The sequence below is a fragment of the Roseomonas sp. TF40 genome (genome assembly GCF_057219975.1).
On record NZ_JBXVVR010000002.1, the window covers coordinates 275,602 to 288,718 of the forward strand.

Below are 13,117 nucleotides of genomic sequence, written 5' to 3' on the forward strand. Positions count from 1 at the left end.
TCAAGGAGACCCCCCATGCGCCGACCGGCCCGCCTGCTCGCCGCCCTTCTGCTTTCGGCCGGCCCCGCCATGGCCCAGACCCCGCCCGCCAGCCCGCCGGCGGACAATCCCGTGGTGGCGCGGGTGGACGGCACCGAGATCCGCCTCTCCGACGTGCAGGAGGAAGCGGGGCGCCTGCCGGCCGAGCTGCGCGCCATGCCGCCGCCCATGCTGTTCCCGCTGCTGCTCGACCAGATGATCACCCAGCGCGCCATCGTCACCGCCGCCCGCGCCGCCGGGCTGGAGCGCGATGCCGAGGTGATTTCCCGCATCAAGCGCGCGGAGGAGGAGACGCTGCAGCAGATCCTCATCACCCGCGCCGTGGCGCCGCAGGTGACGGAGGAGGCCCTGCGCGCCCGCTTCGCGCGTGAGGCCGCCGCCCGCCCGGTGGAGGAGGAGGTGCGCGCCAGCCACATCCTGGTGCCGACCGAGGCCGAGGCCCGCGCCGCCCTGGCTGATGCCCGCCGCCCCGGCGCCGATTTCGCCGCCGTCGCCCGGGCGCGCTCCACCGGTCCCGGCTCCCGCGAAGGGGGCGACCTCGGCTTCTTCAAGCGCGGCGACATGATCCCGGAATTCGCCGAGGCCGCCTTCGCGCTGCAGCCCGGCGAGATCAGCCCCAACCCGGTGCGCACCCAGTTCGGCTGGCACATCATCCGCGTCACCGAGCGCCGCGCCGCCCCCGCGCCCGGCTTCGAGGAAGCGAAGGAGGCGCTGCGCCAGACCGCCTTCGAGGAAGCCGTGAACGCCGAGGTCGAGCGCATCCGCGCCGCCGCGCGGATCGAGCGCTTCAACCTCGATGGCTCGCGCCCGGCCGCGCCCTCGCTGCTGGATGGCGCCGCCCCCCCGGCACCTGCCCAACCCCGCCGCTGAACCAGGACCGACCAAGATGGCTGGCAAGGATCTTCCCGTCTCGCCCCTCGCGCTGCCGCTGCCGGCCATGCCGGCCATTGCGGGCGTCAGCCTCGGCTCGGCCCAGGCCGGCATCCGCTACGTGGCGCGGGAGGACGTGACCATGATGCTCTTCCCCGCGGGCACCACCGTGGCGGGGGTCTTCACCAAGAACAAATGCCCCGGCGCGCCGGTGGATTGGTGCCGGGATGCGCTGAAGGGCGGCAAGGCGCGCGCCTTGGTCGTCACGGCCGGCAATTCCAACGTCTTCACCGGCAAGGCCGGGCGCGACACCTGTGCCGCCACCGCCGCCGCCATGGCCGAGCTCGCCGGCTGCAAGCCGCGTGAGGTCTTCCTCGCCTCGACCGGCGTGATCGGGGAACGCCTGCCCACCGCCAAGCTCACCGCCGCGCTGCCGCCGCTCTTCGGCAAGCTGGTGGATGCGGGGTGGGAGGCCGCCTCGCGCGCCATCATGACCACCGACACCTTCCCCAAGGCCTCGACGCGCACCGCGAAGATCGGCGACACGACGGTGACGGTGAACGGCATCGCCAAGGGCAGCGGGATGATCGCGCCCGACATGGCGACGATGCTCTGCTTCCTCGCCACCGACGCGAAGGTGCCGGCGGCCGCGCTGCAGGCCATTCTCCGCAAGGGCTCGGACAAATCCTTCAACTGCGTGACGGTGGATTCCGACACCTCGACCTCCGACACCGTGCTGTTCTTCGCCACGGGGGCCGCGAAGCACAAGCGCGTGCCGGCCGAGGGCGGGCCGATGCTCAAGGATTTCGCCCGCGCGGTGCATGAGGTGCTGATGGACCTCGCCCTGATGGTGGCGCGCGATGGCGAGGGCGCGCAGAAGCTGATCCGCATCGACGTGACCGGCGCGGTCAGCGGCAAGTCCGCGCACCGGATCGCCATGTCCATCGCCAATTCGCCGCTGGTGAAGACCGCGATCGCCGGCGAGGACGCGAATTGGGGCCGCATCGTCATGGCGGTCGGCAAGGCGGGTGAGCCCGCGGACCGCGATCGTCTCTCGGTCGCCGTGGGCGGCACCTGGATGGCGCGCGAGGGCGGCGTGGTGCCGGGCTATGACGAGACGCCCGTCGTCGCCCACATGAAGGGCCGCGAGATCCTGATCGAGGTCGATATCGGGCTCGGCCGGGGCAAGGCCACGGCCTGGACCTGCGATCTCACCCACGGCTACATCGACATCAACGGCAGCTACCGTTCGTGACCCGACGCCCATGAACCCGCGGAGCTTCGCACCGCTCATCACCGAGCGGCTGCGGCTGCGCCCGCTGCAGGCGGAGGATGCCGCCGAACTCCATCGCCTGGTGAATGACTGGGAGGTGGCGAAGTCGCTGGCCACCGTGCCCTTCCCCTATCCGCGCGACCTCGCGGATGAGTGGATCACCTCCACCGCGCGGCAGATCGCGGCCGGCACCGCCTACCACGTCGCCATCGTGGGCGATGAGGCGGGGCGCGAGGTGCTGGTCGGCTGCGTCGGGCTGCGCCTGGATGCCGAGGCGCGCAGTGCCGAGCTCGGCTACTGGGTCGGCAGGCGCTTCTGGGGCCATGGCGTGGGGCCCGAGGCGGCGGCGCGGCTGGCGCGATGGGGTCTCGCCAACCTCGCCGTGGACCGGCTGGTGGCCTCGGCGCTGGAGGAGAATGCGCGCAGCCAGGCCGTGCTGCGCCGCATCGGCTTCCGCGAGACCGGCACGGGGCTGCGCGATTCCGTCTCGCGCGGCGGGGCGATGCCGGTGCGCTGGTTCGAGATGACGCGCGCCGATGTGGCGCAGGACGCGCCCGAAGCCGCCAAGCCAGCCTTGGCGCTGGCCGAGGACACGGCGAAGAAGATCGTGCTGGTCGCCGCCGTCGGGCTGATCGACCCCGATGGCCGCGTGCTGCTCGCCCGCCGGCCCGAGGGCAAGGCGATGGCCGGGCTGTGGGAATTCCCCGGCGGCAAGGTCCATGCCGGGGAAACGCCCGAGGCCGCGCTGATCCGCGAATTGAAGGAGGAACTGGGGATCGACGTGGCGGCAAGCTGCCTCGCCCCCTTCGCCTTCGCCAGCCATGGCTATGAGGGGTTCCACCTGCTGATGCCGCTCTACCTCTGCCGCCGCTGGGAAGGGCGCGTGACGGCCCAGGAGGGCCAGGCCCTGGCCTGGGTGAAGCCGCAGAAGCTGGCCGACTACGCCATGCCCGACGCCGACAAGCCGCTGGTCGCACTGCTGCGGGATTTTCTGTAGCGTCTGGGTGCGAATCGGCGCCGCACGCCGATCCACGGGACGCACCGCATGACCAACCCCACCGCCTGCCTGCTCGTCATCGGCAACGAAGTGCTCTCCGGCCGCACCCAGGATGCCAACATCAAGTTCCTCGCCACGCGGCTCGGCGAGATCGGCATCCCGCTGCGCGAAGTGCGCGTCATCCCGGATGTGCGCGCGACCATCATCGGAACGCTCAACGAAGTCCGGCAAAAATTCGACCATGTCTTCACCACGGGCGGCATCGGCCCGACGCATGACGACATCACCTCCGAATGCGTCGCCGCCGCCTTCGGCGTGCCCTGGGAGCCCGAGCCCGAGGCCTGGGCGCGGCTCGAACGCCACTACAAGCCCGGCGAGTTCAACGCGGCGCGCCAGCGCATGGCGACCATGCCGCGCGGGGCGAAGCTGATCGACAACGCCATCTCCATCGCGCCGGGCTACACGATCGGCAATGTGCATGTGCTGGCGGGCGTGCCGCGCATCATGCAGGCGATGTTCGAATCCCTCGCGCCCCGTCTGCAGGGCGGCCCGCCCGTGGCGTCGCGCACCGTGCATGCCGATGGCGTGATGGAAGGGCGCATCGCCGAGGGGCTGGAGGCCATCCAGGCGCGCTGGCCCGAGCTCGATATCGGCAGCTACCCCTATTACCGCATGGGCGGCGGCGGCGTGGCGCTGGTGGCGAAGGGCCAGGACGAGGCCGCAGTGGTCGAGGCCGCGCACGCCATCACGATGCTGCTGCGCGCCATCGGCAGCCAGCCAATACCGGGCGAGCCGCCGCAGTAATTCAAACGGCCGCCTACGGCGGCTCTTTTGAATTGCTGATTTTTTTGCCCTCGAACGCCGGGCGCGGCCATCCGGCCGCTTGGCTTGCGCGCCGTCGTGCCGAAGTCACGCCTCCGGCGTGACGCGCTGGGGCGCAGATGAGGAAGTTACTCTGTGCGCGGGCCGCCTGTGGCGGCCGTTTTTTCGGTCATGCCAAGACCACCAACCCATCCGCCGCGCGCACACCCTCACCGGCGTCGCGCACGAACAGCGGATTGATCTCGGCGGTGACGAGGCGCGGGCCGAGGGCCTCGCCCAGCGCGGCCATGTCCAGCACGGCTTGCACAAGGGCGGCCTCATCGGCCGGCGCGCGGCCGCGGAAGCCGCGCAGCAGGGCCGCGCCGCGCAATTCCGCCACCATGCCCTGCGCCGTGGCGCGATCGATCGGCAGCAGGCGCAGCGCCGTGTCGCCGAACAACTCCGCCGCCACGCCGCCCATGCCGAGCAGGATCGCCGTGCCGAGATGCGGATCGCGCGTCAGGCCGAGAATCACCTCCACGCCCGAGGCCATCTCCTGCACCAGCAGCCCCTCCGGCGCGCTGCCGGTGGCGGCGGCGACGCCGGCGATGATCGCCTCGCCCGCCGCGCGCACCTGCTCCGGCGCCAGGTTCAGCCGCACGCCGCCCACATCGCTCTTGTGCGCGAGATGGCGCGAGAGCGCCTTCAGCGCCACGCGCCCCCCCATCGCCTGCGCGGCCGCGGCCGCCTCGGCCGGCGTGGCGCAGGCCTGCTCGCGCACCGCATCGATGCCGAAACGGGCGAAGAGCGCCTTGCTCTCCGCCTCATCAAACTGGCCGCTGCGCAGCCCTTCCGGCAGCGGGCGCGGGGCCGGCGGCACAAGGCCCGGCACAGCCGGCGCGGCGAGGGCGCCGAACACCGATGCCGCGGCCTCCGGCGCCGTCACGGCCGGGATGCCCTGGCGCTGCAGGGCGGCGCCGATGGCCGGCGCATGCGGGCTCAGATAGGCCAGCACGGGCTTGGCGCTGCCCGCCTGGCAGGCGGCGATGGCATCGGCCACGAGGCGCGGCTGCGCCAGGGCGGAACTGCCCACCACCACCGCCAGGCCATCATAGCCCGGGCTGTCCAGCAGCGCGGCGATGGCGCCCTGCATCACCTCGGGCTTGAGCCCCGCCAGGGTGAGGTCGAGCGGGTTGGCCACCGCCGCCTCGCCCGTCAGCGCGGCCAATCGTTGCGCGGTCGGCGCGTCCGGCGCCGGCAGGTCGAAGCCGGAGAGGCCGAAACTGTCCGCCAGCAGCGCGCCCGCCCCGCCGGTCGAGGTCAGCACCGCCACGCGCCGCCCCGCCAGACGCCGCCCGGTGGCGAGCGCGGCCGGAATGTCGAGCAGGTCGGAAAACCGTTCCGCGCGGATCACGCCAAGCTGGCGGAACAGCGCGTCATAGAGCCGGTCGGCGCCGGAGAGCGCGCCCGTATGGCTGATCGCCGCCTGCGCGCCGGCCTCGGACCGGCCGACCTTGAAGGCGACGATCGGCTTGCCCGCATCGCGCGCCTTGAGCGCGGCGGCGCGGAAGGCCTCCGGCCGGCGCAGCCCCTCGACATAGAGCGCGATCACGCGCGTGGCGTCATCTTCCGCGAGCAGATCGACGAAGTCGGCGACGTCGAGATCCGCTTCATTGCCGGTGGCGATCAGCCGCGCGAAGCCGATGCCCGCCGCCGCGCCGCGCGAGAGCATCGCCCCCAGGATCCCGCCCGATTGCGACACGAGCGAGACGCTGCCCGCGTTCAGCCCCTCCATCTCCAGCGCGCCGGTGGCGCTCAGCACGATGCGGTCGGCGAGGTTCACCAGGCCGATGGTGTTGGGCCCGAGCAGGCGCATCGGCCCCGCCGCCGCGCGCAGCGCCGCCTGGCGATTGGCACCCTCCGCGCCCCCCTCGGCATAGCCGCCGGCGAGCACGATGGCCGCCCCGCAGCCGCGCGCCGCGAGATCGGCCACCGCCTGGGTCGCGCGCTCCGGCCCCAGCAGCACGATGCCGACATCGGGCGCGCCGGGCAGGGCCGCGACATCGGGGTAGCAGGGCAGGCCGGCAATCTCGGCCACGCGCGGATTCACCGGCCAGATCGCGCCGCCATAGCCATGCGTGCGCAGATAGCCCACGGGCCGGCCCGTCATCTTGGTGGGGTCGGCGGAAGCGCCGACAATGGCGACGCTCGCCGGCCTTAGCAGCCGCTCAAGCGCGCTCACTTCGACTTCGCCAGGAAGGCCGCGACCGAGGCACGGTGCTCGCCCGTGGTGTAGCAGATGGCCTGCGCCTTCGCGCCCTCGGCCAGCACCTGCTCGAAGCTCATCTCCAGCGAACGGTCCATCACGGACTTCGCCAGCGCCAGCGCCGAGGCGGAATGCGCGGAGAGCTCGCGCGCCCAGTCGCTTGCCGCCGTGAGAAGCTCGGCATCCGGCACCACGCGCTCGATCATGCTGATCGCCAGCGCCTCATCCGCCATCACGCGGCGGCCGGTGAAGACCAGCTCCTTCGCCCGCGCGAGGCCCACGCGGCGGGGCAGGAAATACATGCCGCCGCCATCGGGGATCAGCCCGCGCGCGAGGAAGCTCATGGTGAAATGCGCACTCTCCGCCGCCATCACGAAATCGCAGGCGAGGGCCACATCGCAGCCCAGCCCGGCCGCCGCGCCATTCACCGCCGCGATGCTGGGCTTGGGGAAATTGTGCAGCAGGGCCACGGCGCGATGCGTGCTGCCCTGGCGCCGCCAGCCATTGAAGGCGACCTGCTCGGGCGGGGCCTCCAGCCGCGCCTTCATGCCGCGCACATCCCCGCCCGCGCAGAAGGCGCTGCCCGTGCCGGTGACGACCAGCGCGCGCACGGCCGGGTCCGCTGCCGCCTGTTCGAGGGCCGCGATCATCAGCCCGCGCGTCGAATCGTCGATGGCGTTGCGGCGCTCGGGCCGGTTGAGGCGCAGCAGCGCCACGCCCTGCTCCACCGTCAGCAGGACGGATTCGGTCTCGGTCATCTTGGCCCCCTATTCGACGCGCAGCCGGGCGCGATCCACCACGCGCTGCCAGCGCTGCCGGTCCTCGGCCATCAGTGTGGCGAGGTCGGCGGGGCTGGCGCTGGGGGCGATCTCATCCACGCCGTTCTCGATCAGGCGGCGGCGGATCTCGGGCTGGGCGAGCACCTCGTTCAGCGCGCGATGCAGCACCGCGGTGCGCTCGGGCGGCGTGCCGCCGGTGGCGAGCAGCGCATACCAGGTGGCGGAATCGAGCTCGGGGAAGCCCTGCTCCACGCTGGTCGGCAGGTCGGGCAGCGCGGCCGAGCGCGTGCGCCCCGCCACCGCCAGGGCGCGCAGCGTGCCGGCGGCGATATGCGGCTGCAGCGGCGCGGAGGCATTGGTCAGGATCTCGATCCGCCCGGCCAGCACGTCTGCGAGTGCAGGTCCGGTGCCGCGGTAGTGTACGGCCTCCAGCTCCACGCCCAGCACCACGCCGATCATGGCGCCGAGCGCATGGCCATTGGTGCCCACGCCCGGCGAGCCGAAGCGCAGCGGCGTCGGCGCGGCGCGCGCGACCGTCTGCAGCTCGGCCAGGGTGCGGGCCGCCACGCGCGGGTTCACGGTGATGACGTTCGGCGCCGCGCCGATATAGCCGACCGGGGCGAAGTCCCGCACCGGATCATAGGGCAGGCGCGGCTGCACCAGGGAGGAGATCACGAAGCTGCCGCTGCCCGCGAGCAGCAGCGTGTGGCCATCCGGCGCGGCCTTGGCCACAGCGTCATTGCCGAGCACGCCGCCCGCGCCACCGCGATTCTCCACCGCCACAGGCTGGCCCAGACGCGCCGAGAGTGCCTCGGCCAGCATGCGGCCGACGATGTCGTTGCTGCCGCCGGGCGTGAAGGGAATGACCAGGCGCAGCGGGCGGGTGGGGAAATCCGCGGTCTGGGCACGCAGGATGCCGGGGATGGGCAACAGGCCCGCCAGGGCCAGCGCATGGCGTCGCTTCATCGGTGTCCTCCTCGAAGCCGGTCCGCGCCGGCCTGCCGCATCTTCCTGCCCCGGTCGCACCCGCATGACCAGGGGGCCCGCGCGGTCAGCGCAGGGCAGGGCAACCGAAGGGAAGGGAGGGGGCCGCGGTGGTGGAGGTGAGGGGAATCGAACCCCTGACCTCGTCATTGCGAACGACGCGCTCTACCAACTGAGCTACACCCCCGCACCACGCCACAGGATGCCGCTGGGGCACCTGCGAGGCGCGGGTTATGTGCAAGCCGGGCGCGCAAGTCAAGGCGGCCCCCGAACCGGCGGCGATGCCTGCCGCCTTGTTCCGCCGCTGTCGCGCCACTAGGTTCCCCGCACAACGCCAGGGGCCTCGCCATATGCTGCTCGACGCCGTGTTCTTCCTGCTCCAGGCGGGCCTCGACCTGTTGTGGTGGGCCGTGCTGCTGGCCGCGATCGTGCAGACGCTGATGTCCTTCAACGTGCTCGATGGCCGCAACCGCATCGTCTGGACCATCGCGGATTTCCTCTACCGCGTGACCGAGCCGATGCTGCGCCCCGTGCGCAACCGCCTGCCGCAACTGGGCGGCATCGACCTCTCGCCGCTGGTGGTGCTGCTGCTGATCACCGCGGTCAGCATCGCGGTGGCCGCCATCCGCGGCTACATGCTGCGGGCGGGCATCTACTTCTGATCCCGTGACCGGGGGCGGCATCGAGGTCGCGGTCCGTGCCCAGCCCAAGGCGCGCCGCGCCAAGGTGGGCGGGGCCGCCACCGACGGCGCGCTCCGTGTCGCCGTCACCACCGCCCCCGAGGATGGCCGCGCCACCGAGGCCGTGGCCGCCGCCCTGGCTGAGGCCTTCGGCGTGCCGAAGCGGGCGGTGGAATTGCGCCAGGGCGCGACCTCGCGGCACAAGCTGTTCCACATCGCGGGCGAGACCGCCCGCCTCGAAAACCGGTTGAAAGAGCTTCTGGCATGAGCGCGCGCATCATCGACGGCAAGGCGGTTGCGGCAGGGCTGCGGGCGCAGATCGCGGCCCGCGTGGCCGCCCTTTCCTTCCGCCCGGGCCTGCGCGTGGTCCGGGTGGGGGAGGACCCGGCCAGCGGCGTGTATGTGCGCAACAAGGACAAGGCGGCGCAGGAGGTGGGCTTCGATTCCGCCACGCTGCACCTGCCCGCCGCCACCACCCAGGCCGAGCTGCTGGCCGTGGTGGCCGGGCTGAATGCCGACCCGGCCGTGGACGGCATCCTGGTGCAGCTGCCCCTGCCCGCGCATCTGGATGCCGAGGCGGTGATCGCCGCCGTCGATCCGGCCAAGGATGTGGATGGCTTCCACCCGCTCAATGCCGGGCGGCTGGCGGCGGGGCTGCCGGGCCTCGTGCCCTGCACGCCGAAGGGGGTGATGCATCTGCTGCGCGCCGCCGGCGCCGCCCTGCCGGGGGCGCGGGCGGTGGTGCTCGGGCGCAGCCAGATCGTGGGCCGGCCCATGGCGCAGCTGCTGTTGGCGGCGGATTGCACCGTCACCATCGTGCATTCGCGCACCCGCGACCTGCCGGCCGAATGCCGCCGCGCCGAGATCCTGGTCGCCGCCGTCGGACGGCCGGAGATGGTGCGCGGCGACTGGGTGGCGGAAGGGGCCACGGTGATCGATGTCGGCATCAACCGCCTCGCCGATGGGCGCCTCGTCGGTGACGTCGCCTTCGCCGAGGCCGCGACACGTGCCGAGGCGATCACCCCCGTGCCCGGCGGGGTCGGCCCCATGACCATCGCCTGCCTGCTCGAGAACACGCTGGACGCAGCGCTCGCCCGGCGCGCGTAGAATGGGCAAGGGCGGGCTGCTGATCGCGGGCCTGTTCGTCGCCCTCTGGGCCTCGGCCTTCACGGTGGCGGGGATCGTGGTGAAGGAGTGGCCGGCGCTGTGGTCGCTCGCCATCCGCTTCACCCTCACCGCGCCGCTGCTGCTGGGCCTCGCGCTGGCGCTGCGCGCGCCGGTGCCGAGCCTGCCGGATGCGGGGCGCGTGGCGCTGCTCGGGCTGTTCGGCATGGGCGGCTACCTCGCCTTCGCCTGGCTGGCCATGGCGCGCATCCCCTCGGGGCTGGTGGCGCTGATCTGCGCGGCCACGCCGCTGCTGATCGCCGCGGGGGAGAGCCTGTTCCTGAAGCGCCCTCTGCCGCGCCTCGCCTGGGTGGGGCTGGTGCTGGGCTGGTCGGGCGTCGCGCTGCTGGGCTTCCTGCGGGCGCTGGATGGGCTGGACGCCGCCGAGGCCACCGGCTTCCTCTTCGCCATCGCCGCCGCCACCGCGCAGGCGGTGGGGCTGCTGATCTATGCGCCGGCCAAGGGGCGGGTGGATATGTGGGCGGCGAGCCTGGGGCAGACGGCCGTCTCGGCCCTGCTCTGCCTGGTCCTGGCCGTGCTGCTGGAGGGCACGCCGCCCACCACGCTGTCCTGGCCCACGGGGCTGGCGCTGGGCTGGTCGATGCTGGCGGTGGGGATCGGCGCCTATGCGCTGAATTTCCTGATGCTCAAGCGCGTGCCGACCTCGACCGCGGCGGCGCTGCAATTGCTGGCCCCGCCGCTGGCCGCGGTCTTCGGCTGGGCGCTGATCGGCGAGCGGCTGTATTTCAGCGACATCCTGGGCGGGGTGCTGACGCTGACAGGGCTGGCGCTGCTGGTGCATGCGCGATCGCGCGGTTGAAGCTTGGTGCACCCGCGCGCACGGGTGATAGTTGGTGCGCCTGCGCGCACGAGTGATAGTTGGTGCGCCTGCGCGCACGGGTGATAGTTCGTGCGCCTGCGCGCACGGGTGATAGTTCGTGCGCCTGCGCGCACGGGGGTGATCCGCGGTTTTTGCAATGGTGCGGCAGGCGGGCCTTGCCGCATCGTGGCCGCATGATCCTCCGGCGACGAGCTACCACCTTCTGACCCTCGCCCGCGCGCCCCGTGGCGCGTCGTTCCTGCCGCCTGCCCGGATCATCGCCATGTACACGCCCCCCGCCTTCCGCGACGACAACCCCGACTGGCTCTTCAGCTTCGTCGAGCGCCATGATTTCGGCCTGCTCATCAGCGCCGACCCGCTGATGGCGAGCCACCTGCCCTTCCACCTGGTGCGCCCGCAAGGCGAGCAGCCCGCGCGGCTGCTCTGCCACCTCGCCCGCGCCAACACGCATTGGCAGGCCTTCCAGGGGGCGGGCGCGCCGGTGCTGGCGATGTTCCGCGGCAGCCACGCCTATGTCTCCACCGCCTGGTATGGCGCGCAGCCGGCCGTGCCGACCTGGAACTACGACGCGGTCGAAGCCGAGGGCCATGCGCGGCTGATCGAGGACCCGGCCGAAATCGCCACCCAGATGCGCGCCTTGGCCGCCGCCTATGAGCCCGAGGGCGGCTTCGACATGGACGGCCAGCCGCAGAAATACATGGACGGCATGTTCCGCGCCCTGGTGGGGGTGGAGATCACCGTCACGCGCTGGACCGGCAAGCGCAAGCAGAGCCAGAACCGCCCCCTGGCCGATCGCATCGCCGTGGCCGCCGCGCTCGAGGCGCGCGGCGAACACGCGGCGGCCGAGGCGCTGCGGGCGGCAAACGGCCTCGATCAGCCCTGACGCCGGGCAGGGATGGCCAGGGCACAACCAGACGGATAGCGTTTCGGGGCCACCCCGGAGACACGCCGTGCCCCAGCCCCGCTTCACACCCCTCGCCCAGGCCCGCCTGCTGCCGCTCTTCGGCGGCGTGCTGCGCATCACCATGCCGGCCGACGGCCCCGGCGCGGGCTTCAGCGCCTTCGAGGATGTGCGCCAGCCCGGCGACGGCCCGCCCTGGCACATGCACAACAATGAAGAAGAGCTGTTCCGCGTCGTCTCCGGCCGCTTCCGGATGCGCTGCGGCGAGCAGGAGTTCGAGGCCGGGCCCGGCGACACCGCGCTGCTGCCGCGCGGCGTGCCGCATTCCTTCGTCAATTGCGGCGATACCGAGGGCACCATGCTCTGCGTCGTCCAGCCTGGCGGCTTCGAGCATTTCTTCATCGAGATCGCCGATGCCGGGCTGCAGATCCCGGCCGATATGGGCCGCATCCTGGAGATCGCGGCGCGCTACGGGCTGGACCTGCTCGGCCCCAACCCCTTCAGCGGACGCTGAGCTTGGACGGCCCCGACATCACCCAGCTCTCGGCCCGCCTGGTCTATGAGAACAAGTGGATGCGCGTGCGCGAGGACCAGGTGCGGCGGCGCGATGGCTCCACCGGCATCTATGGCGTGATCGAGAAGGCCGATTTCGTCCTGGTCGTGCCGCAGGAGGCGGATGGGTCGCTGCATCTCGTGCAGCAATTCCGCTACCCGGTCGGCGGGCGCTACTGGGAGTTCCCGCAGGGCATGTGGGGCCCGCCTGGCACGGACCCGGCCCTGGCTGCCGCGCATGAGTTGCGCGAGGAAACCGGGCTGACCGCCGCCGAGATGATCGAAGCCGGCCATCTGCATGGCTGCCCGGGGACGATGACGCAGGGCTACACCGTGTTCCTCGCGCGCGGGCTGACGCCAGGCGAGGCGCGGCTGGAGATCGAGGAACAGGACCTCGTCAGCCGCCGCTTCCCCCGCGCCGAGGTGGAACGCATGTTGCGTGAGGGCGAGATCAAGGATTCGCCGACGTTTGCCGCCTGGGCGCTGCTGACACTCAAAGGCTTGATGTAGCCGGCACGCCTTGCGTCGTCTCGCTGCCCGAACGCCAGCGATGTGTCGAGGCGCCGAAGGCGACCATCGTGCCGGCCTCGTCGAAGACTTCCGTGCGCACGAAATAGATGTTGCGGCCGCGCGAGACGATCCGCGCCTCCGCCACCAGCCGCCCCTCGCGCACCTGGCTGGTGAAGCGGCAATCGAGGTCGAGGGTGACGGCGCGGCGCACATTGCCCGGCACCGCGCACCACAGCCCGGCATAGCCCGCGGCCTGGTCGATCATGGACAGGATCAGCCCGCCATGGGTGATGCCGGAGCGGTTGCGGTGCTGCGGCCCCGCGATGCAGGACAGTCGGGCAAATCCATCCTCCCACCCCACCAGCGTGACGCCGAGCAGGTCGTGATAGGGGGCGGTGCCGGGATCGAGATCGTTTTCCATGCCGCCCCGTTGCCGCGCGGCGCGCCCAGGGTCAACTGT

The 13,117-nt window shown here is 72.2% G+C and carries 15 protein-coding genes and 1 tRNA gene; 11 read left to right on the plus strand and 5 right to left on the minus strand.

Translation table 11 applies throughout. From position 1 onward, the window contains the following. Positions 1–15 precede the first annotated feature (15 nt). From AC2D9U_RS07360 to AC2D9U_RS07375, 4 genes are read left to right on the plus strand one after another with little or no spacing between them, the layout of a single operon-like run. The gene (locus AC2D9U_RS07360) at positions 16–909 is read left to right on the plus strand and encodes a peptidylprolyl isomerase (protein WP_484747745.1); all 894 of its coding nucleotides are present in this window, start codon (positions 16–18) and stop codon (positions 907–909) included. A gap of 16 nt (positions 910–925) precedes the next feature. Next, entirely contained in the window at positions 926–2,164 is a 1,239-nt protein-coding gene (gene argJ / locus AC2D9U_RS07365) for a bifunctional glutamate N-acetyltransferase/amino-acid acetyltransferase ArgJ (protein ID WP_484747747.1), read from the plus strand. A 10-nt stretch (positions 2,165–2,174) separates the two neighbouring features. Then, entirely contained in the window at positions 2,175–3,179 is a 1,005-nt protein-coding gene (locus AC2D9U_RS07370) for a GNAT family N-acetyltransferase (protein ID WP_484747749.1), read from the plus strand. 48 nt (positions 3,180–3,227) lie between these two features. Then, positions 3,228–3,983 carry a competence/damage-inducible protein A gene (locus AC2D9U_RS07375; RefSeq protein ID WP_484747750.1) on the plus strand — a complete coding sequence of 252 codons (756 nt, stop codon included), beginning with the start codon at positions 3,228–3,230 and terminating at the stop codon, positions 3,981–3,983. Positions 3,984–4,170: 187 nt separating this feature from the next. Here the strand turns inward: AC2D9U_RS07375 and AC2D9U_RS07380 are convergent, their stop codons facing one another. From AC2D9U_RS07380 to AC2D9U_RS07395, 4 genes are all read right to left on the minus strand, one after another. Then, the gene (locus AC2D9U_RS07380) at positions 4,171–6,222 is read right to left on the minus strand and encodes an acetate--CoA ligase family protein (protein ID WP_484747751.1); all 2,052 of its coding nucleotides are present in this window, start codon (positions 6,220–6,222) and stop codon (positions 4,171–4,173) included. Then, positions 6,219–7,004: an enoyl-CoA hydratase/isomerase family protein gene (locus tag AC2D9U_RS07385; protein WP_484747753.1), complete on the minus strand. Its 786-nt coding sequence runs from the start codon at positions 7,002–7,004 to the stop codon at positions 6,219–6,221. The genes AC2D9U_RS07380 and AC2D9U_RS07385 overlap by 4 nt, the downstream gene beginning before the upstream one ends. Before the next feature lie 9 nt (positions 7,005–7,013). Then, positions 7,014–7,991: a Bug family tripartite tricarboxylate transporter substrate binding protein gene (locus AC2D9U_RS07390; RefSeq protein WP_484747754.1), complete on the minus strand. Its 978-nt coding sequence runs from the start codon at positions 7,989–7,991 to the stop codon at positions 7,014–7,016. Positions 7,992–8,120: 129 nt separating this feature from the next. Then, positions 8,121–8,196: transfer RNA gene (locus AC2D9U_RS07395), tRNA-Ala, on the minus strand. Positions 8,197–8,359: 163 nt separating this feature from the next. Between AC2D9U_RS07395 and AC2D9U_RS07400 the strand changes: the two genes are divergently transcribed. From AC2D9U_RS07400 to AC2D9U_RS07430, 7 genes are all read left to right on the plus strand, one after another. Then, positions 8,360–8,671 carry a YggT family protein gene (locus AC2D9U_RS07400; protein WP_484747756.1) on the plus strand — a complete coding sequence of 104 codons (312 nt, stop codon included), beginning with the start codon at positions 8,360–8,362 and terminating at the stop codon, positions 8,669–8,671. 4 nt (positions 8,672–8,675) lie between these two features. Next, positions 8,676–8,957, plus strand: coding sequence for a DUF167 domain-containing protein (locus tag AC2D9U_RS07405; protein ID WP_484747757.1), 282 nt, complete (start codon positions 8,676–8,678; stop codon positions 8,955–8,957). Further along, the gene (gene folD, locus AC2D9U_RS07410; RefSeq protein WP_484747758.1) at positions 8,954–9,796 is read left to right on the plus strand and encodes a bifunctional methylenetetrahydrofolate dehydrogenase/methenyltetrahydrofolate cyclohydrolase FolD; all 843 of its coding nucleotides are present in this window, start codon (positions 8,954–8,956) and stop codon (positions 9,794–9,796) included. Before AC2D9U_RS07405 ends, folD begins: the two co-directional genes overlap by 4 nt. Position 9,797: 1 nt before the next feature. Beyond that, positions 9,798–10,673 (plus strand): DMT family transporter, encoded by an 876-nt coding sequence (locus AC2D9U_RS07415; protein WP_484747760.1) that lies wholly within the window; start codon positions 9,798–9,800, stop codon positions 10,671–10,673. 283 nt (positions 10,674–10,956) lie between these two features. Further along, positions 10,957–11,577 (plus strand): FMN-binding negative transcriptional regulator, encoded by a 621-nt coding sequence (locus tag AC2D9U_RS07420; RefSeq protein WP_484747761.1) that lies wholly within the window; start codon positions 10,957–10,959, stop codon positions 11,575–11,577. A 67-nt stretch (positions 11,578–11,644) separates the two neighbouring features. After that, complete coding sequence (locus AC2D9U_RS07425; RefSeq protein ID WP_484747762.1) at positions 11,645–12,109, plus strand: cupin domain-containing protein; 465 nt, start codon at positions 11,645–11,647, stop codon at positions 12,107–12,109. Between the two features lie 2 nt (positions 12,110–12,111). Next, the gene (locus AC2D9U_RS07430) at positions 12,112–12,657 is read left to right on the plus strand and encodes an NUDIX domain-containing protein (RefSeq protein ID WP_484747764.1); all 546 of its coding nucleotides are present in this window, start codon (positions 12,112–12,114) and stop codon (positions 12,655–12,657) included. On the opposite strand, the gene AC2D9U_RS07435 is transcribed toward AC2D9U_RS07430, so the two are convergent. After that, the gene (locus tag AC2D9U_RS07435) at positions 12,641–13,078 is read right to left on the minus strand and encodes a PaaI family thioesterase (protein ID WP_484747766.1); all 438 of its coding nucleotides are present in this window, start codon (positions 13,076–13,078) and stop codon (positions 12,641–12,643) included. The two genes, AC2D9U_RS07430 and AC2D9U_RS07435, sit on opposite strands and share 17 nt — an antisense overlap. Positions 13,079–13,117 lie beyond the last annotated feature (39 nt).